Here is an 18,234-nt window from a genome sequence, read left to right as displayed (position 1 = left end):
CTCGCAATCGCGCTTCGAAGCGAGGGGGGTCGTGGTCGCCACACTCTCCGACAACGGACCTGTTCTCTTGGCCGCCATCGAGAGTGTCGTAACTCCATCGGCAATCGACGAGCATGTTTTCTCCTGCATGCTCGGAGCTACCAAACCCGAACCTGCGGCCTTCCTGGCTGCGCTGGAGTTGCTCGATGCGCGTCCACAGCAGACCTTCTTCGTCGACGACAACCCGGTGAACGTCCTCAGCGCTCGACGGCTGGGAATTCGCGGCGAACAAGCAAACAAGGCGGCAGACGTCGAATCGGCACTTCGATCGGTGGGTCTGCTGCGAGCGCACTAGGTCAGACAAAAACAAGGTCAGACCACAACAAGAAAGCCCCCCACCCGATTTCTCAGGTGAGGGGCTTTGCTGCTCCCCCGGCTGGACTCGAACCAGCAACCGTCCGATTAACAGTCGGAAGCTCTGCCAATTGAGCTACAGGGGATTGTCTTGCTCGCTTCGCCCGTTCCGGCGTTGCCTGAGAAACTGTAGCGAATCCTTCACCGAAGTACCAAATCGCCTGCCCAGCGAGTCATCAGGCAGGATGGAGTCAGGACGATCGGTGCTGGAGGGAAGCAGGAATGATGCGTTTGTTGATCGGTGTTGCAGCTGGGTACGTCCTGGGAACCAAAGCGGGCCGCGCACGATACGAGCAGATCAGCCGGGCCGCGAAGGCGGTGGCCACCAGTCCGGCCACCAAGAAGGTGTTGGACGCGTCACGGCAGAAGCTGGCCGACTCACTGAGTACTCAGCCCAAGCTCGAGCCGATGAAGCCGATCAACGAGGAGACTACGATTCTGGTCCCCCACGACCAGTTGAAGAAAAACCGTTAGGTCAGACGCTTTGGTCGCCGACAGCCTGCTCACGCAGCTGTCGGCGATACTGCTCCAGCGCCACGAGGTCGCCGAACAGTGAGTTGTACTCCTCGGGGGCTGCAGCAGGTGAAACGCGCTGAAGCTTGGATTTGAGGTCGGCAACCTGCTCGCCCACCCACGCTTCCTGCAGTCGTGCGAGCACTCCGTTGATGTAGCGCGGAACCGTGTCTTCGTCACACGGCATCGGTTCGACGGCCAGCTCAGATACAACCGAGGCCACCGTCATGTCTTCGACGCCCTTGGTGACGACTTCGATCCACTCGGCGCCGCCGAGTCCCTTGCTCGTTCCACCGGCGTCAGCCATTGCCTGTCTGATGACAACGTAGGCGGGGTGGGTGAACGTCTCGGGCGGCAACGAGTCGAAGACACTGCCGGCGATGCCAGGGTGCTGCAATGCGGCCTTGAGGACAGCTCGCTGCGTCGAGAGCGCGGGATCGTTGGGCCGGGGCCTGGAGATTCCGATCGGCAGCGCAAGCGCATCGGCAGCAGGTTGGTCGACAACCTGACGACGCTTGGGCGCCGGTGACGATCCGCGCGTCGACGCCCGTTTGCGAGCTTCGTCACGCACGCGTCGTCGAACCGACGGAAGATCGTCCCAACCGACCCATCCGCACAACAGATTCGCGTAGCTGTCGCGCAGAGTTGATTCCTTGATCTGCGCAACGACGGGCACGGTACGACGCAGTGCCTCGACACGACCTTCAGCGGTCTCCAGATCGTGTTCGGTGAGGATGGACTTCACCACGAACTCGAACATCGGAGTGCGCCGTGCCACGAGGTCGCGAACGGCGGCGTCACCAGACTTCAGTCGCAGATCGCACGGGTCCATTCCGTCGGGCGCGACGGCGACGAACGTCTGCCCGGCCATCTTTTGATCACCCTCGAACGCCTTCATCGCAGCGGCCTGCCCCGCGGCATCACCGTCGAAGGTGTAGATGATTTCACCGCGAAAGTAGCTGTCGTCCATCAGGAGTCGGCGGAGCATCGCAAGGTGCTCCTCACCGAAGGCGGTCCCGCACGAAGCGACGGCGGTCTTGACGCCGGCCAAATGCATCGCCATAACGTCGGTGTAACCCTCGACGACTACCGCCTGGTGCCCCTTGGCGATGTCGCGCTTGGCGAGGTCCAAGCCGAACAAGACCTGAGACTTCTTGTAGAGAATCGTTTCCGGCGTGTTGACGTACTTACCCGGCATGGTGTCGTCGTCGAAGAGCTTGCGGGCACCGAAGCCGATGACGTCACCGGCGACGCTGCGGATCGGCCACAGAAGTCGGCGATGGAACCGGTCGATCGGACCTCGCCGGCCTTCTTTGGACAGCCCGGCTGCTTCTAGTTCCTTGAACTCGAAGCCCTTGGACATCAAGTGTTTTGTGAGAGTGTCCCAACCTTCTGGCGCGTATCCACACCCGAACTGCAAGGCCGCGGCACCGTCGAAGTTTCGCTCGGTGAGGTAGTCGCGAGCCGCCTGGGCATCGGGTTCGCGCAGACGAGCGGCGTAGAACTCCTGAGCCGCAGCGTTTGCTGCGATCAAGCGTGCACGGGTGCCGCGATCGCGCTGAACGGACGGTCCGCCGCCCTCGTACGAAATCGTGTAGCTGAGTCGATCCGCCAACTGCTCGACGGCCTCTACGAAGCTGATGTGATCCATCTTCTGCAGGAACGAGTACACGTCACCACCCTCACCGCAGCCGAAGCAGTGGTAGAGGCCGTGGTTGGGTCGCACATGGAACGACGGCGACTTCTCGTCGTGAAAGGGACACAGACCTTTGATCGAATCGCCACCGGCACGCTTGAGTGAAACGTATTCACCGACGATGTCCTCGATGCGAGTGCGTTCGCGAATGGCCGCGATGTCTCTGTCAGAAATTCGGCCCGCCACGTACATCAGTCTAGGCGGTCGCCCGGCACCTCCTGACAACGATATGTTGATGGCCGACTCTGCACCGCAGCGATGGGACCGACGATGACTGAAAACGCCTCGAGCGCGCACGAAGGGCGATCAGGAACCCGATTCGGCGTGTACGAGTTGCGTAGCCTCCTCGGCCGAGGCGGAATGGGTGAAGTGTACGAGGCGTACGACACCTCGAAGGATCGCCTGGTCGCACTCAAGTTGCTCCATCGAGAGCTTGCGGCCGACCCGTCATTCCAAGCTCGTTTCCGCCGAGAATCTCGCACCACCGCCGCCCTGAACGAACCGCACGTGATCCCGGTGCACGACTGGGGCGAGATCGACGGAGTTCTCTTCATCGACATGCGATTGGTCGAAGGTCATACGTTGCGAGCCCAGTTGACCGAATTCGGCCGACTCACGCCTGTACGAGCCGTCGACATCGTCTCGCAAATCGCGTCGGCGTTGGACGCCGCCCATGCCCGCGGGCTCATCCATCGTGACGTCAAACCAGACAACATCATTCTCACGAACAACGGCTTCGCCTACCTCGTCGACTTCGGAATCGCATACTCACAGACGGACACGAAGATCACCACCGAGGGAAGCGCAGTCGGTTCGTATGCATACATGGCGCCGGAGCGGTTCGGAATCGAAACGCCGACGGCCGCAGCGGATGTCTATTCCCTGGCTTGTGTTCTCTACCAGTCCCTCACCGGAACAACGCCTTTCAACACCACAAGCATCGGCCATCTCGTCAATTCGCACCTGAACGCTCCGCCGCCGCGCCCCACACTGGCGGTTCCGTCGCTCCCGCAAGGCCTTGACGCCGTCGTGGCTCGCGGCATGGCAAAGGATCCCGCACACCGCTATCCGACTACGGGAGCGCTCGCACTCCAAGCGCGGCAGGCCCTCTCTACGACCCACACCCCGGTGCCGCCGGCGGATTGCAACCCACGATCGTCGGGCAGCCCACCTACACCACGGCGAATCCCGCTCACGGGAACTACACGCACATCGTGACAAAGACCAAGCGAAACCGAGCACCGATCGCGATCGGTGCGGCTGGAATTGCACTCGTTCTGGCCGCAGGAGGCACAGCGGCCTGGGTGACGCTGGGGAATTCGGGCCCCGAATCACCAACCGCTGCAGCAGCTTCCACCGCCACGTCGGCACTGGCACCCATTCAGGATCCGGTCAGAACGCCGATGCTCGAGCCGCTACCCACCGCCGGACAGCAGGCAACCACGACCACGCGGGCGCCGAACTCCGCCACGAAGAACGGCGATCTCGGGGTGAGCAAGCCGATCACCGTCCCTTCGTGCAAAGGAACCGGAATCGTGGTGTTGGCCAATGCCACCGATCCGGCAACGTACGCCAGCGAGATCCAGAACTACCTCGACGCGTTCCCCGGCTCGAAATACCTACGCACAGACCAGTCCTGCCCGTCACTGCGTCAAGTCTCCGATTCGGGGACGGCGATCTACACGGTGTATCGCGAATCCGGGAACACCGAGTCGAAGATCTGCAAGGACGTTCGCGCAGCAGGTGGCGACGCTTACGGCAAGTGGCTCGATACCACTACCGACCCGTCGACGCGGATGACTTGCTGAGGGCGTAAGTGGCTCAGCCCCAGCTGGCCTGCGCGCCCAGGCTCGCTTTGTCCACCCGTTCCAGCCGACTCTCCGTGTACGACGCGATCTGATCCACCACCACCCGGACCCGGGCACCGTCGTCCGCGGCGCGTTCCCACGCGGGCAGCAGGATCGGATCGAGCCCGGCCGGCGCAGTTGCCAGCAGCCATTCCGCGACGCGATGAACACGATCACGCTGCCGATCCTGGCGCGCCTTGTGTCCGGCGTCGGACATCACGTAGTACAGCGCCACGGTCTTGAGCAACGCCACCTCGGATGCGACGGCCTCGGGTATGTCGAGGTCGGCTTGATAGCGCGAGAGGGGTCGGTCACCGTGTGTCAGCCGGGTGCTGGCGATCGCCGCGGTGGCGAAGCGTCCCACCAATTCACTCGTCAGATTCTTCAATGCGACGGAACTCCCTAGCGTTCCGTCGAAACTTCCGACCCCGCGTACGACGGGGAGTTCGGACAGCCGTTGGGCGGCTTCGATCAGATCGTCGACTACCAATCCGCGAAACTCGGAGGCCCCGAGCTCTGCCAGTGCGCGCTGCTCGGACGGATCGGCAAGCGAGCGAAGGTCGATGCGGCCTGCGATCACCCCGTCCTCCACGTCGTGCACGGAATAGGCGATGTCGTCGGCCCAGTCCATGACCTGAGCTTCCAGGCATTGCCGTCGCTCGGGCGCTCCCTCGCGAACCCAGGCGAGCACCTCTGCGTCGTCGTCGTATGCCCCGAACTTCGCGCCGGGCTCAGGGCGTGTCCAGGGATACTTGATGGCTGCGTCGAGTGACGCCCTGGTGAGATTGAGGCCTGCGCTCAGACCGTCGGGGCGCAGGATCTTGGGTTCGAGGCTGGTCAAGATCCGCAGATTCTGCGCATTGCCCTCGAAACCTCCGCAGTCCTTGGCGACTTCGTCGAGGGCCTTCTCGCCGTTGTGACCGTACGGTGGGTGCCCGATGTCGTGCGCGAGACCGGCGAGGTCCACCAGGTCCGGATCGCAACCGAGTCCGTCGGCGATCCCTCGCCCGATCTGTGCGACCTCCATCGAGTGCGTCAACCGCGTGCGAGGTGTGTCACCGTCGCGCGGGCCGACAACCTGGGTCTTGTCGGCCAAGCGCCGCAAAGCCGCGGAGTGTTGGACACGCGCCCGATCTCGCGAGAAGTCCGAACGATGCTGCGCCGCTGCGATCTGCGAACCCGGCAACCCCGCTCGCTTCGGCGCCTCGACGACACGACGTTCGAGGTCGTGTTCGGAGTAGGTGCCGCCTCCGTAGGTGGTGTGAGCTGTCATGGTCTCTATTGCCCTGCCGTGTAGGGGAAGTCTGCCGAGAAGTGCGTGAGCTGATACCAGAGCAGCGCGCCGGTTTCGCGAGCGATTCCGTGCAACTGGGATTCGCGGGTGAAGACAGCCGGGCCCTGACGAGTAGGTGCGGTCCACGCCTGGAGTCCTGTGTCGCGGGCCATCGTCCGCGTTCGCAAGGAGTGCCACGGGTCACTGACCAGGACAGCGGAATTGATTCCCTGCGAGGACATCTCGGCACTGACTGCGTCGATGCTGAGCAGTGTGTCCGAACCGGTCTCCACCGCGGTGATCGCACTCGAAGGAATTCCGCGATCGGTCAGATACATCTTTCCCGACGCCGCTTCGGTGTACTCGTCGCCTTCTTGTTTACCGCCGACAGTGATGATCTGCGGAGCCACTCCGCGCTTGTACAGCTTGTACGCCTGCTCGAGTCGGGCCTCGAAGACGGATGACGGAGTGCCGGAATACTGAGCCGCGCCCAGAACGACTATCGCGTCGGCCGGCCGCGTGTCGTCGATGCGCGCCACCTGCCACACCCGGAACGCAGTACCCCCGACCAGAACCACGGCCATCAACACGGCACCGGCGATCAGTCGGCGCGTCCAGCGAGCCAATCCTGCCCCGAAGCCGCCCGCCCGTGAGGGTGATGGGTCGTGGGGGCGGTTACCGAAAGCAGGTTTCACTCCCGCAATTCTGCCAGTTCGCGGCGATCACCTCCGATGCCGACGCGCCACAACGGATAGATTTGCGTCATGGCCCTCGCACCACACTTCTCGCAGTTGTCCTCGGTAGAGCAGAGTCGGACAATCACCCGACCCGTTCGGCGTCGGGGAAGCGCCGCCGCCGTCGCTGCGATTTTCGCTCTGCTGGCGCTCGTCTTCAGTCCTGCGCTCGCCTCGGCAGACGCCCCGATGGTGTTGCCGAATCACATCACCGACACCTCCGGGGTCCTCGATTCCGGGCAACGCAGCGACATACAAGCCGCGATCGATCAACTCGGCGAGGACCACCAGATCGATCTGTGGGTCGCGTTCGTCCCCGATTTCAACAACCTGGGTGGCCAGGCGTGGGCACAGCAGACAGCCACGAAGTCGACGCTGAGCACGAAGTCCGTCCTGCTTGCAGTTGCCACGGCAGAGCGTGCTTACTACCTCGATGTGCCCGCTGAGCTGAGCAACATCACGGATTCCGACATCGAATCGATCAATACCGACGCGGTGGAACCGGCTCTTGCCGAGGATGATTGGACCGGCGCGGCAATTGCCGCAGCCGGCGCACTCGGCGACGCGAACAACACGAGCGGCGGAATGGGAGTCGGAACACTCCTCATCGCGGGCGGCGCTGTGGTGGTCGGGACGGGCGGTGTGGTCCTGTACTCACGTAAGCGCAAGAACGACAAGAACAAGGCAAGCGTCGAAGCCGCGAAGAACATCTCCCCCGACGACATCGCCAGCCTCAACGCACTCCCGCTGCCGACGCTCGACGAACGCGCGAAGGAGATCCTCGTCGAGACGGACAACGCGATCGCCGGCAGCCAGGAGGAGCTCGATCTGGCCCGCAGCGAGTTCGGAGATTCCGCCGTCGCACCCTTCTCGGCAGCATTCGACAAGGCCAAGGCCACCCTCGCCGAAGCCTTCGCGATCAGGCAGCGACTCGACGACGCCATCCCGGAAACTCCCGATCAACGCCGACAGATGCTGATCGACATCATTTCCTCGTGCGGTCGAGCCGACCAAGAACTCGAAGCTCGCGTCGAGGAATTCGACGGACTACGCGACCTTCTCATCAACGCCCCCGCCCGCCTCGATGCGTTGACGCAGAGTGTTGTTTCTCTCAGCGTGCGCTTGCCCGAATCCGAGGCGATTCTGACCAAATTGAAGGATCAATTCCCCGCGCCGACGCTGGCATCGGTCGTGAACAACGTCACGATGGCGAGTGAGCGCCTGACGCTCGCCGAGAAGTCGATCGAGGAAGGACGAGACGCGACGGCACTGCCGGCCGGTAAGCAAGGCGCTGCCGTCACTGCGATTCGCACGGCCGAAGCCGCCCTCGATCAGGCACGCAAACTACTCGACGGCGTCGATCACGCCGCCGACGACATCCGAAACGCCATCGCGACACTTCCGTCCGCGATGGACGACGTCCAGCAGGGCATCACCGCTGCGGACGCTTACCTGGCGCAAGGCGGGCAGAAGTTGGCGGACGCGAAGGCCGCAGCCCAGGCAGCGTTGGCGAATGCTCAGACGTCGAAGGACAGCGATCCGCTGACAGCCTTCAACCAGATCGTCGCAGCCGACGCCCAACTCGACGCGCTTCTTGCCGACGCTCAGGAGCAGAAGCAGCAGCTCGAACGTGCACAGCAGCGCCTCGCCCAGGACATTCTGGCCGCACAGGCTCAGGTGACCGCTGCAGGCGACTTCCTCGGAACCAGGCGCGGCGCGATCGGGGCGGAGGCGCGCACTCGCTACGCCGAGGCTCAGCGGCACCTGCAGGCGGCCCAGCAATTGCAGACCTCGGATCCGTCGAAGGCACTGCAACACGCCCAGGCCGCGACCACCTTGGCGACGCACTCACTTCGCGCCGCGCAGAACGACGTCAACACCTGGGAAGCAAACCAACGACCCCGCGGTGGCGGCGGCGATGCGACGGGAGCGATCCTCGGCGGCATCCTGATCAACAGCATTCTGCGAGGTGGCGGCGGGCCCCGCTCGTACGGCGGACCGAGCAGCAGCGGACGCTCCGGTCGCGGTGGCGGCGGCGGTGGTTTCGGCGGCGGGGGCGGCGGCCGAACCAGTCGAGGCGGCGGCGGCCGGTTCTGACGGATCCCGTCGAGGTAGTAAAATCCCTACTTTGTTCACGACCGCACTCGTCGTACGCTTCATCCGGCAAGTCGGGATCACAGATCATACGAAGGTGTTATGGAAAGCGTCGCCCCGCAGATAACCGTCGTTGTACCTACATACAACGAGCGTGAGAACCTGCCAAAGCTCGTCGATCGCCTCGCCGCGTTGAAGATCCCGAATCTGCACGTCCTCGTGGTGGATGACAACTCCCCCGACGGCACGGGTGAGGTTGCGGACAAGTTGGGTATCGACGGTCCCATCCCGGTCGGAGTGCTTCACCGCACGGTCAAGGACGGACTCGGCCGTGCTTACGTCGCGGGCATGAGCCGGGCTCTGGCGGAGAACGCAGACATCGTCATTCAGATGGACGCAGATCTCTCGCACCCGTCCGAGGCGATCCCCGCCATGATCGAGATCCTCACCACTACCGATGCGGCAGTCGTTCTCGGCTCCCGCTATGTCGAAGGCGGCGCAGTCGCCGGCGACTGGCCGTGGCACCGCAAGGCTTTGTCCGCCTGGGCGAACTTCTACGTCAACGCTATTCTGCGACTGCACGTCAAGGATGCGACCGCCGGCTTCAAGGCGTGGCATGCAAAGACCTTGCGCGACATCGACGTCGAATCGGTGCAGAGCAACGGCTACGCGTTCCAGGTCGAGATGAACTACCGAGTTGTTCAGCGCGGCATGAAGATCGCCGAAACGCCCATCCGCTTCGAGGAGCGCACCGAAGGCGTCTCCAAGATGAGTCTCTCGGTTCAGTTGGAGTCTGCACTGGTGCCGTGGAAGCTCAAGTTCGGCAAGAAGTCCCTGTGACCTCGGCGGCCGATCGAAAGTAGTCGGCCGTCTGCGTGTCCGACGGGTAGAACGATTCGATCGCAATCTCTGCGAGCGTGACGTCGCGCGGCGTACCGAACACTGTGGTGGTGCTGAACATCGCCAGTTCGGTATCGCCGACGCGTAGACGCAACGGAACCAGCAGGGAATTCGCGCGGTCGTCGTGCCAGTCTCCGCCGCTGGGATAGGCGCGCAGCTCGTCGAGCAACGACGACAGCTGCGCATCCGCACTGACCTCCACTTCCCGAGCCAGCCTTGTGAGCAGGTGGGCCCGCCACTGCGCGAGGTTCACGATCCGCGGCGCCATGCCCTCGGGATGCAAGCTCAGACGCAATACGTTCACCGGTGGTTCCAGGAGGAAATCAGCGGCGCCCGCGGTCAAAATTCCCACGGCCTGGTTCCCGGCGACCATCTCCCACTGCTGATCGACCACCACGGCCGGATACGGGTCATGCGCGTCGATGATGCGATCGATGGCCTCACTCACCGCTGACATCGGCGCTTCTGCCAACGACTTCTGCGAGTACTCCGGCGCGTGGCCACTTGCCAGCAGAAGCGTGTTCTGTTGTCGTAGAGGAACATCCAGACATTCGGACAGGTGAAGAATCATGTCCCGGCTCGGCTTGGAGCGGCCGGTTTCGATGAAGCTCAGATGCCTGGTCGACACTCCTGCCGCCGCCGAGAGTCCCAACTGAGTGAGCCTTCGCCGCTCCCGCCACCGCTTGAGTTCGGAGCCCACGTCCATCGTCTCGAAGGTCATTCTTTCAAGTTAGCGACCCGAGGTAGCCGAGGCCATGACCTCAGAGGTAATCGACCCGACGCAGTTTCGGAGGAACAGTGGTCTCAGCCGGCGAGGCCGCCGGACATTCACCACCGGAAACTGATCAAGGGAGCGACCATGAGCGACTTCGACGCAATCGCCGACGCCTACATCGACATGTGGAACGAAACCGATACCACCGCCCGTAAAGCACGGGTCGAGCAATTGTTCGCACCCGGCGGTCGCTACACCGATCCGCTCGCGGACGTCACCGGACACGATCAGATCGACGCGATGATCGACGCTGTGCAGCAACAATTTCCGGGCATGCACTTCACCCTCGTCGGACCTGTGGACGCGCATCACCGACAGGCCCGATTCGGTTGGGCTCTCGGCCCGTCGGGGGCCGAGTCACTGATCGACGGATTCGACGTACTCGAACGCGACGACGACGGCCGGGTGACGCTTGTCCTCGGGTTTCTCGACAAGGTGCCTTCGGCCTGAATCGGGACTACCACCGACAGCGTTCGTCACGAAGGTTGTCGGTGGTTCGTGGCATCATCGGTGCCGATGAACGCCGACGGATTTACCTGGTCCACACCGATTCCCGAGTCCGAGGGTGCTGAGTACGACGCTCACACGCTGACCGTCAACGGCCTTCCCACCGTCTATCGAACCGCCAAGACGACGCCGACCAAGCTCGGTCAGTTCGTCACACTGTGGCGCCGTTCTGAGGCCGGGCCCATCCGCCCCTTCGACATCGGCGACCGCGTGATGCTGTTCGTGGTGAAGGTATACGACGAAGAGCATTCGGGGCACTTCGTCTTTCCCGTCGAAACCCTCGTCGAACACGACATCGTCTCGACGAACTTCTCCGGCGGTAAGCGCGCTGTCCGGGTCTATGCGCCCTGGGTTACGCCGACCAGCGCGCAAGCAGTCAGAACTCAGCGCTGGCAGATTCGGCATTTCGGCGAGTTCCCTGATGTACTCAGCTCGACTGTGTTCAGCTCAACTGCGTTCAGCTCAACTGCGTTCAGCTCAACTGATACGTCGCGATGATGACGCCTGTTGTCGTGGGGACGCTGTCGGTGAGGGTGAACTGAGCGAGCGCAGCTCCGTCGGGGAACAATCTGCGCCCGGTTCCGAGAACCAGCGGATGTATCAGCAGAGTGTAGGTGTCGACGAGACGTCGCTCGGCCAAGGACGTGATCAAGTCGCCGCTGCCCAGAATCACCAGATCCGGGCCCTCACTTTCCTTGAGCGTGGCGACCGCGTCGGCGGCATCACCTTTCAACAAGGTCGAGTTCTTCCACGGCAGCGGTTCACCCAAAGTTCTTGAAACTACGTATTTCTGCGTGTTGTCGAGCACCTCGGTGAACGGATTGTCGGTCTGAAACGGCCAGTACGAGGCGAAGTTTTCGTACGTTCTGCGGCCGAACAGCAACTCCGATTTCTTCGCCATCCCCTCCCCCATCTTCTGCGCCATGACGGAATCGTTGAAGGGTGCTGCCCACCCACCGTGCTCGAATCCGCCACGACGGTCCTCGTCCGGCCCACCAGGTGCCTGCATGACACCGTCGAGAGTCACGCTGTTGGTCACGCTGAGTTTTCTCATAACTTCGATCCTGCGCCTGAAGGACCATCGGGGAAAGAGAAAACGGGCGGTCCTTCTCGATTGAGAAGGACCGCCCGTCAGCTTCGAACGAGAATCAGGAGCCGATCAGCCGTGCGGCCAGGTAGCTTTCCACCTGATCGAGGGCGACGCGTTCCTGCGCCATGGAGTCACGCTCACGCACCGTCACAGCCTGGTCTTCGAGAGTGTCGAAGTCGACCGTGATGCAGAACGGTGTGCCGATCTCGTCCTGGCGACGGTAACGACGACCGATGGCGCCGGCGTCGTCGAACTCGACGTTCCAATTCTGACGCAGCTGCGCTGCAAGATCTTTGGCCTTCGGCGTCAGGTCCGCGTTACGCGAGAGCGGCAGAACGGCAGCCTTGACGGGAGCGAGTCGACGATCCAGGCGGAGCACTGTGCGCTTGTCGACGCCGCCCTTGGAGTTGGGCGCCTCGTCCTCGGTGTAGGCGTCGACCAGGAAGGCCATCAGCGAACGCGTGAGACCGGCCGCCGGCTCGATGACGTACGGCGTGTACCGCTCGCCCGTCGTCTGGTCGTAGTAGTTCAGCTCGGTGCCCGAGTGCTTGGAGTGCGTCGAGAGATCGAAGTCGGTACGGTTCGCGATACCTTCGAGCTCGCCCCATTCGCTGCCCTGGAAGTGGAAGCGGTACTCGATGTCGGTCGTGCCCTTCGAGTAGTGCGAAAGCTTTTCCGGCGCATGCTCGTACAGACGCAGGTTGTCCTTGTTGATACCGAGGCCGGTGTACCAGTCAAGGCGGTAGTCGATCCAGTACTGATGCCACTGCTCGTCCTCGCCCGGCTTGACGAAGAATTCCATCTCCATCTGCTCGAACTCACGGGTGCGGAAGATGAAGTTGCCGGGGGTGATCTCGTTGCGGAAGCTCTTGCCGATCTGGCCGATGCCGAACGGCGGCTTCTTCCGCGAGGTGGTCAGCACGTTGGCGAAGTTCACGAAGATGCCCTGTGCGGTCTCGGGGCGAAGGTAGTGCATGCCCTCTTCGCTCTCGACGGGGCCGAGGTACGTCTTGAGCATCATGTTGAAGTCGCGCGGCTCGGTCCACTGGCCGACGGTGCCGCAATCGGGACAACCGATGACATCCATCGAGACGTCGTCCGGGTTGTCGAGCTTCTTCTTCTCCGCGTACGCCTCCTGCAGGTGATCCTGACGGTGACGCTTGTGACAGTTGAGGCACTCGACGAGCGGGTCGTTGAAGACACCGACGTGACCGGACGCGACCCACACCTCGCGGGGCAGAATCACCGACGAGTCGAGGCCGACAACGTCCTCGCGGCTGGTGACCATGTTGCGCCACCACTGGCGCTTGATGTTCTCCTTGAGCTCGACACCCAATGGGCCGTAGTCCCATGCGGACTTGGTACCGCCGTAGATCTCACCGCACGGGTAGACCAGGCCTCGCCGCTTGGCGAGATTGACAACGGCTTCGATCTTGGACTTGGGTGCCACTCGATTGCTCTCCATCTGGGTAATAGATGCATGATTTTCGTGCGCTTTTCGCACCATCAGCCTATCTGGCGGCTGCCACGCACTTCCGTCCAAGGTTGACATGCATACTTGTGCATATCAAAATGAAAGTGATTTGCAATAATGTGGTGAGATGGCTATGCCCGGACATCATGATCTACCCCTCGAAGGAGCCTCGCTGTGAGCATTGCGGATACCGGCGATCTCCACAAAAGCCATGATCATTCCGACCTCGGACACACGCACGACCCGTTCGAAGCCGCACCGCCCGCGCCCGTGCCGCCCAAGGAAACCCTGGCGGCAGCCGGCGAAATTCTGCGGGCGCTCGCTGCACCCGTTCGGATCGCGATCGTGCTTCAGTTGCACGAGTCGGAGCGTTGCGTTCACGAACTCGTCGGAGCTCTCGGTGTCACTCAGCCACTCATCAGCCAGCATCTGCGCGTACTCAAAGCAGCGGGCGTCGTCCGCGGCGAGCGCAACGGACGAGAAGTTCTCTATCGACTCGTCGACGATCACCTTGCACACATCGTCGTCGACGCTGTCGCCCACGCCGAAGAAGGATGAGATTCCACCGCATGAACACCCCGGGCAGTACGACCTCGAAACGTGGACCGGCCACAGTCGGCGTTCGTTCCACGAAACAGCGCAGCGCCATCTCCGCCCTGCTCGACGACATCGACGAATTCAAGTCGGCACAGGAATTGCACGACGAACTGCGCAAGCGAGGTGAAGGCATCGGCCTGACCACCGTCTACCGCACGCTGCAGGCACTCTCCGACGCCGGAACCATCGACGTCCTACGCACCGACACAGGTGAGTCCGTCTACCGACGCTGCTCCTCCGGGCACCACCATCACCTGGTGTGCCGCAACTGCGGATTCACCGTCGAGGTCGAGGGCCCGACGGTCGAGCAGTGGTCACAGACCATCGCCGAGGACAACGGTTTCACCGAAGTGAGTCACACCGTCGAGATCTTCGGCACCTGCCGCGACTGCGCCGCCGCCTGAGAGCGTCAGGGAATCAAACCCTGCCGGGCGGTATCGGCACCGGTGAGCGCCAGTAGCAACATCGTGGTCAGTGCCTCGTCGTCCAGTCCGGCGGCAGGGAACGTGTAACGCAGGATGACGTCCGCCAGACTGCCGTGGCCGAACACCGCGATGGAGCCGAATTGGATGGTGCGATTCCGCTCGGCCACCTTGCGATGCAGTGCCGCGCTCACCGGTCGGTCCCATGCGAGAACGCACGTCATGGACAGCACGTCCAGACCCTCGGACAGATTCATCGCCTGGATGGAACACAGCGCGCCGGAGTACTGGAAACCCAGTGATCCGTCGGCGGCAACATCGACCGTCACGAAATGCGCCAGCGAGGCGGCCGCGCGTTCTTGTAGGCGGGCTGCTTCGTCGGTGGTGTCGGTCATGTTCTCCCCTGTCATTTGACGCCACCGAATCTACGGTCACGTGAGGCGTACTCGACGCAGGCGGCCCAAAGGTCGCGGCGGTCGAAATCGGGAAACAGCTTCTCCTGGTACACCATTTCGGCGTAGGCGGATTGCCAGATCAAGAAATTGGACGTCCGCTGTTCCCCCGACGGACGCAGGAAGAGATCGACGTCGGGCATGTCGGGTTCGTCGAGGTACTTGGCAACAGTCGCCTCGGTGATCTTGTCCGGATTGATCTCACCGGCCGCGACACGCTTCGCGATTTCCTTTACCGCATCGGCAATTTCGGCCCGGCCGCCGTAGTTCACACACATGGTCAAGTTCATGACGGTGTTGTTCTTGGTCAGTTCTTCGGCGATCTCGAGTTCCTTGATCACGCTGGCCCACAGGCGCGGCTTACGACCGGCCCACCGAACACGCACACCCATTTCGTTCATCTCGTCGCGTCGGCGGCGGATGACATCACGGTTGAAGCCCATCAGGAATCGAACCTCGTCGGGACTGCGCTTCCAGTTCTCGGTGGAGAAGGCGTAAGCGGAGAGCCACTCGACACCCATCTCGATGCACCCGCAGACGGTGTCCATCAGGACAGCTTCGCCGCGTTCGTGCCCGGCGGTTCGGGGCAGACCGCGCTCCTGCGCCCATCGTCCGTTGCCGTCCATCACCAAAGCGACGTGGCGCGGGATCAGTTCGGTTTGCAGGATCGGCGGGGTCGCCCCGGACGGATGTGGGTCCGGTGGTCGGATCACCCGGTCAGCAGCAGAATCAAGCGGAGTTCGCGGTTCGCGTCGTCGAATCACGTGTTCCATCCTGCCTCACGGGCAAGTCGACCTCGACGGCTGCATGCGGCCTCGAACGCTCGATCAGCGGCAACGTCCGCAATTGGCGCTCGAGATGCCACTGCAGGTGTGCCGCGACCAGTCCGCTGGCTTGCGTCCGCAGCGTCGCGGGCGCCGAATCGGTACCCTCCCACTCCCCTCGGAGCAGGGCTTCCATCAAGTCGAGCACTCCGGGCGACGGCGTCGCAGCACCCGCCGGGCGGCAATAGGTACACACGGCTCCGCCTGCGGCGACATGAAAGGCCCGGTGCGGTCCAGGAGCACTGCAGCGGGCGCACTCTTCGAGGGCAGGCGCCCAACCCGCATAGCCCATGGCTCTCAACAAGAACGCGTCGAGCACGAACTCGACCGGTCGTGCCTGCTCGGCAATCGCACGCAGCGCTCCCACCGTCAATCGCTGAAGCTGCGGGGCCGGCGCGCGTTCCTCGCCGGCCAACCGCTCGGCAGTTTCGAGTACGGCGCAGGCCGTGGTGTACCGGCTGTAGTCGTCGACGATGTCGGTGGCGAATGCGTCGACCGTCTGCACCTGAGTGATGATGTCGAGATTCTTGCCCGGAAGTAGTTGCACGTCGATGTGAGCAAACGGTTCGAGTCTGGCACCGAATTTGGAGGTGGTTCGGCGGACACCTTTGGCCACGGCACGTACCAACCCGAACTGACGGGTGAGCAACGTGACGATGTGGTCGGCTTCGCCCAGTTTGTGCAGGCGCAGCACCACTGCCGTGTCTCGATACAACCTCACTCGACCAGTGTCCCACGTTGTACCGACGACCGATCCCGATGCCGCGCCCGATGACAAGTCGGAAACACGGCAGGTCCGTCCGGATAGACTGGCGCGATGCCGAGCGACGCAATTGCGCAACCTGTCACTGCAGAGTTGACCGGTCGCGAAGCGCGGTGGGAGCGACACAACTCCGAGCGTCAGAAACGGATACTCACCTCGGCGGTCGAACTGATCGAAGAGCGTGCGGCAGGTGCCGAGGTGTCCGTCCAGCAGATCGCCGATCGTGCCGGCCTCGCCAAGTCGGTGGTGTACCGCCAATTCAGCGGCCGAGACGACCTCGATCGACGAGTCCGAGCGTTTGTGCTCGGACAATTTGCGGCGGCCCTGGACGCGTCGATGAGCATTTCGGTAGGCACTCTCGACCAGATCCTGACCCGAACCATCAGCGCCGTCGCCGAGTGGATCACCGAGCATCCGCGGATTCACGAGTTCATGGGTACCGGCCCCACCGACTACGACGACGAGAGCATCGACGCGATCAGCAGTCTGAAGGCCACAATCGCCGACTCCGCCCGCACCACTATCACCGAAGTCGGTCGATCCGTGGGGATCGACTCCTCACCCTTCGATTCACTACCGTTCGCAGTGGTGACAATGGTCGAGGGCACGCTCACCCACTGGGTCCGAAGCACCGATCCGAAGCCGAGCCGCGAAGAGATCGTCGCCGACCTCGCGAAATACACCTGGTACATGTTCGACGGCGTTGCCCGCTCGAGCGGACTACAGATCGATCCCCATGTCGAATTGTCCACGCTCATAGCCGAGCTGGTGTCCTCCGACGGAGGAACTTCGCGGCCGGACTAGATCCGGGTCTTGTCGGAACGCTTCGGCTCGCCGCGGTAGCGGGCGTAGTCGCCGTCGATGCGCAGCTTTCGCCACGCACGCTTCGACACCGGATTCATCAATCCGAGTTCGTCTGCCAGGGCTCGCATTTCGCCGAAGTAGTTACCCAGGATGCGGCGTGAATGCGGGCTCCCCCAGAAGGCGCTCTTCATCACCTCGTCCGGGATTCCGAACTCTTCGGCGAATTCCTTTGGCGGTGACATGATTTCACCCGCAAGCCAACGCATCGCGCCGGGGAAGGCGACCGATGTGATGGCTCGACTCGTACGACTGAGTCTGGGGACGTGATTGCGCAGGAACTCGTGAGCAAACGAGATGTGTCTCGCTTCTTCGGCGATGTGAATCTCCATGGTGCGGAGCATCGCCGGCGGCGTGTCCTTACCCTCACGGATGAGATCCTTCTGGAAGTGGTCGATCGGTTCTTCACCAGCCAGAATGCCGATGAAGAAGATGACCGGGAACTTTGCTCCCAGCACTCCGATGATCGGCGACAGCCGCCGGAACATCGGACGCATACCCGGCACGTCGATGTCCATGCGATTGACGAGTTCCTGGAACATCTGGATGTGATTGCACTCTTCGGTCATCTCGTGCAGGCAGTACCGGAACTCAGGCGACTGGTTGGGTAGCGCCATGATGTATTGCAGCATTCCCCGGATCAAGATGCTCTCGAAAGCCGAACCCACCTTGGTCACGTTCGCCTGACGCCACATTCCCATGGCGATTCGACGCTCCAACGACTGATCCTGGTACCACTGCGTCGCCCCGAGGGGGTCCGACACGGACGAGAGCACCCATCTCGGATCATGCGGATCGATCGCGAACTCTGGTGAATCCCAGTCGATGTCGAGATAGGGATCGAAACTGCGGGCAACCGAGCCCTCGGACAAAGTCTGCAGTACCTGGTGGTACGGCTTTTCCACTTCGATCGACGCTGACCGAGCCATCGGTGTCTCCTCACGGCCAGTCCGTCGATTGCAGTCGACGGACTTGAATGAGGTCAAACATAATGGGACACCGCGTCCCACGCAACCCCC

General features: G+C 62.6%; 21 protein-coding genes and 1 tRNA gene. 11 read left to right on the top strand and 11 right to left on the bottom strand.

The genetic code is table 11. From position 1 onward, the window contains the following. Window positions 1–31 precede the first annotated feature (31 nt). Window positions 32–334, top strand: a complete 303-nt coding sequence (locus G4D79_RS34565) for an HAD-IA family hydrolase (RefSeq protein ID WP_308252588.1) — start codon at window positions 32–34, stop codon at window positions 332–334. A 72-nt stretch (window positions 335–406) separates the two neighbouring features. On the opposite strand, the gene G4D79_RS16960 is transcribed toward G4D79_RS34565, so the two are convergent. Continuing rightward, window positions 407–479, bottom strand: a tRNA-Asn gene (locus G4D79_RS16960). 136 nt (window positions 480–615) lie between these two features. On the opposite strand from G4D79_RS16960, the gene G4D79_RS16955 reads away from it, so the two are divergent. Beyond that, a complete protein-coding gene (locus G4D79_RS16955; protein WP_003941570.1) occupies window positions 616–867 on the top strand; it encodes a hypothetical protein in 252 nt (83 codons plus the stop codon). 1 nt (window position 868) lies between these two features. Here G4D79_RS16955 and dnaG read toward each other — a convergent pair whose 3' ends face one another. Further along, window positions 869–2,788: a DNA primase gene (gene dnaG / locus G4D79_RS16950; RefSeq protein ID WP_030536590.1), complete on the bottom strand. Its 1,920-nt coding sequence runs from the start codon at window positions 2,786–2,788 to the stop codon at window positions 869–871. 84 nt (window positions 2,789–2,872) lie between these two features. On the opposite strand from dnaG, the gene G4D79_RS34560 reads away from it, so the two are divergent. Together G4D79_RS34560 and G4D79_RS34555 are read left to right on the top strand one after the other, a co-directional pair. Beyond that, complete coding sequence (locus G4D79_RS34560; protein WP_374223436.1) at window positions 2,873–3,820, top strand: serine/threonine-protein kinase; 948 nt, start codon at window positions 2,873–2,875, stop codon at window positions 3,818–3,820. Continuing rightward, on the top strand, window positions 3,817–4,410 hold the full coding sequence (locus tag G4D79_RS34555; protein ID WP_250887534.1) for a serine/threonine protein kinase: 594 nt from the start codon (window positions 3,817–3,819) through the stop codon (window positions 4,408–4,410). The genes G4D79_RS34560 and G4D79_RS34555 overlap by 4 nt, the downstream gene beginning before the upstream one ends. A 13-nt stretch (window positions 4,411–4,423) precedes the next feature. Here G4D79_RS34555 and G4D79_RS16940 read toward each other — a convergent pair whose 3' ends face one another. Both G4D79_RS16940 and G4D79_RS16935 read right to left on the bottom strand, forming a co-directional pair. Beyond that, window positions 4,424–5,722: a deoxyguanosinetriphosphate triphosphohydrolase gene (locus G4D79_RS16940; protein ID WP_003941643.1), complete on the bottom strand. Its 1,299-nt coding sequence runs from the start codon at window positions 5,720–5,722 to the stop codon at window positions 4,424–4,426. A gap of 5 nt (window positions 5,723–5,727) precedes the next feature. Continuing rightward, on the bottom strand, window positions 5,728–6,306 hold the full coding sequence (locus G4D79_RS16935) for a YdcF family protein (RefSeq protein ID WP_128638009.1): 579 nt from the start codon (window positions 6,304–6,306) through the stop codon (window positions 5,728–5,730). Window positions 6,307–6,486: 180 nt separating this feature from the next. Between G4D79_RS16935 and G4D79_RS16930 the strand changes: the two genes are divergently transcribed. Together G4D79_RS16930 and G4D79_RS16925 are read left to right on the top strand one after the other, a co-directional pair. After that, window positions 6,487–8,553 (top strand): TPM domain-containing protein, encoded by a 2,067-nt coding sequence (locus G4D79_RS16930; protein ID WP_214514258.1) that lies wholly within the window; start codon window positions 6,487–6,489, stop codon window positions 8,551–8,553. 99 nt (window positions 8,554–8,652) lie between these two features. After that, entirely contained in the window at window positions 8,653–9,390 is a 738-nt protein-coding gene (locus G4D79_RS16925; protein ID WP_003944487.1) for a polyprenol monophosphomannose synthase, read from the top strand. Here the strand turns inward: G4D79_RS16925 and G4D79_RS16920 are convergent. Then, window positions 9,365–10,171 carry a helix-turn-helix domain-containing protein gene (locus G4D79_RS16920; RefSeq protein ID WP_042924110.1) on the bottom strand — a complete coding sequence of 269 codons (807 nt, stop codon included), beginning with the start codon at window positions 10,169–10,171 and terminating at the stop codon, window positions 9,365–9,367. The genes G4D79_RS16925 and G4D79_RS16920 overlap by 26 nt on opposite strands. Window positions 10,172–10,309: 138 nt before the next feature. Between G4D79_RS16920 and G4D79_RS16915 the strand changes: the two genes are divergently transcribed. Continuing rightward, window positions 10,310–10,675 (top strand): nuclear transport factor 2 family protein, encoded by a 366-nt coding sequence (locus G4D79_RS16915; protein ID WP_118602594.1) that lies wholly within the window; start codon window positions 10,310–10,312, stop codon window positions 10,673–10,675. A 48-nt stretch (window positions 10,676–10,723) separates the two neighbouring features. Next, window positions 10,724–11,230, top strand: coding sequence for a MepB family protein (locus tag G4D79_RS16910; RefSeq protein ID WP_083059202.1), 507 nt, complete (start codon window positions 10,724–10,726; stop codon window positions 11,228–11,230). Here G4D79_RS16910 and G4D79_RS16905 read toward each other — a convergent pair. Further along, window positions 11,205–11,786, bottom strand: coding sequence for a dihydrofolate reductase family protein (locus G4D79_RS16905; RefSeq protein WP_118602591.1), 582 nt, complete (start codon window positions 11,784–11,786; stop codon window positions 11,205–11,207). The two genes, G4D79_RS16910 and G4D79_RS16905, sit on opposite strands and share 26 nt — an antisense overlap. A gap of 94 nt (window positions 11,787–11,880) precedes the next feature. Beyond that, a complete protein-coding gene (locus G4D79_RS16900; protein WP_003944491.1) occupies window positions 11,881–13,272 on the bottom strand; it encodes a glycine--tRNA ligase in 1,392 nt (463 codons plus the stop codon). A gap of 198 nt (window positions 13,273–13,470) precedes the next feature. On the opposite strand from G4D79_RS16900, the gene G4D79_RS16895 reads away from it, so the two are divergent. Both G4D79_RS16895 and G4D79_RS16890 read left to right on the top strand, forming a co-directional pair. After that, window positions 13,471–13,854 carry a metalloregulator ArsR/SmtB family transcription factor gene (locus G4D79_RS16895; RefSeq protein WP_003944457.1) on the top strand — a complete coding sequence of 128 codons (384 nt, stop codon included), beginning with the start codon at window positions 13,471–13,473 and terminating at the stop codon, window positions 13,852–13,854. An 11-nt stretch (window positions 13,855–13,865) separates the two neighbouring features. Continuing rightward, window positions 13,866–14,297, top strand: a complete 432-nt coding sequence (locus tag G4D79_RS16890; protein ID WP_003944514.1) for a Fur family transcriptional regulator — start codon at window positions 13,866–13,868, stop codon at window positions 14,295–14,297. Window positions 14,298–14,302: 5 nt separating this feature from the next. Here G4D79_RS16890 and G4D79_RS16885 read toward each other — a convergent pair whose 3' ends face one another. Genes G4D79_RS16885 through recO form a run of 3 tightly spaced genes read right to left on the bottom strand, consistent with a single transcriptional unit; the run spans window position 14,303 to window position 16,312 of the window. Then, window positions 14,303–14,725, bottom strand: coding sequence for a YbjN domain-containing protein (locus tag G4D79_RS16885; RefSeq protein ID WP_019749000.1), 423 nt, complete (start codon window positions 14,723–14,725; stop codon window positions 14,303–14,305). After that, window positions 14,722–15,540 carry an isoprenyl transferase gene (locus tag G4D79_RS16880; protein ID WP_003944543.1) on the bottom strand — a complete coding sequence of 273 codons (819 nt, stop codon included), beginning with the start codon at window positions 15,538–15,540 and terminating at the stop codon, window positions 14,722–14,724. Before G4D79_RS16880 ends, G4D79_RS16885 begins: the two co-directional genes overlap by 4 nt. Next, window positions 15,497–16,312 (bottom strand): DNA repair protein RecO, encoded by an 816-nt coding sequence (gene recO / locus G4D79_RS16875; RefSeq protein ID WP_029255636.1) that lies wholly within the window; start codon window positions 16,310–16,312, stop codon window positions 15,497–15,499. Before recO ends, G4D79_RS16880 begins: the two co-directional genes overlap by 44 nt. Before the next feature lie 96 nt (window positions 16,313–16,408). Between recO and G4D79_RS16870 the strand changes: the two genes are divergently transcribed. Further along, window positions 16,409–17,158, top strand: coding sequence for a TetR/AcrR family transcriptional regulator (locus tag G4D79_RS16870; protein WP_007731095.1), 750 nt, complete (start codon window positions 16,409–16,411; stop codon window positions 17,156–17,158). Here the strand turns inward: G4D79_RS16870 and G4D79_RS16865 are convergent. Beyond that, complete coding sequence (locus G4D79_RS16865; protein WP_003944493.1) at window positions 17,155–18,144, bottom strand: diiron oxygenase; 990 nt, start codon at window positions 18,142–18,144, stop codon at window positions 17,155–17,157. The genes G4D79_RS16870 and G4D79_RS16865 overlap by 4 nt on opposite strands. Window positions 18,145–18,234 lie beyond the last annotated feature (90 nt).

Source organism: Rhodococcus sp. WY5, assembly GCF_018588185.1.
Lineage (GTDB): Bacteria > Actinomycetota > Actinomycetes > Mycobacteriales > Mycobacteriaceae > Rhodococcus_F > Rhodococcus_F qingshengii.
This window is presented reverse-complemented; position numbering and strand designations above follow the sequence as displayed.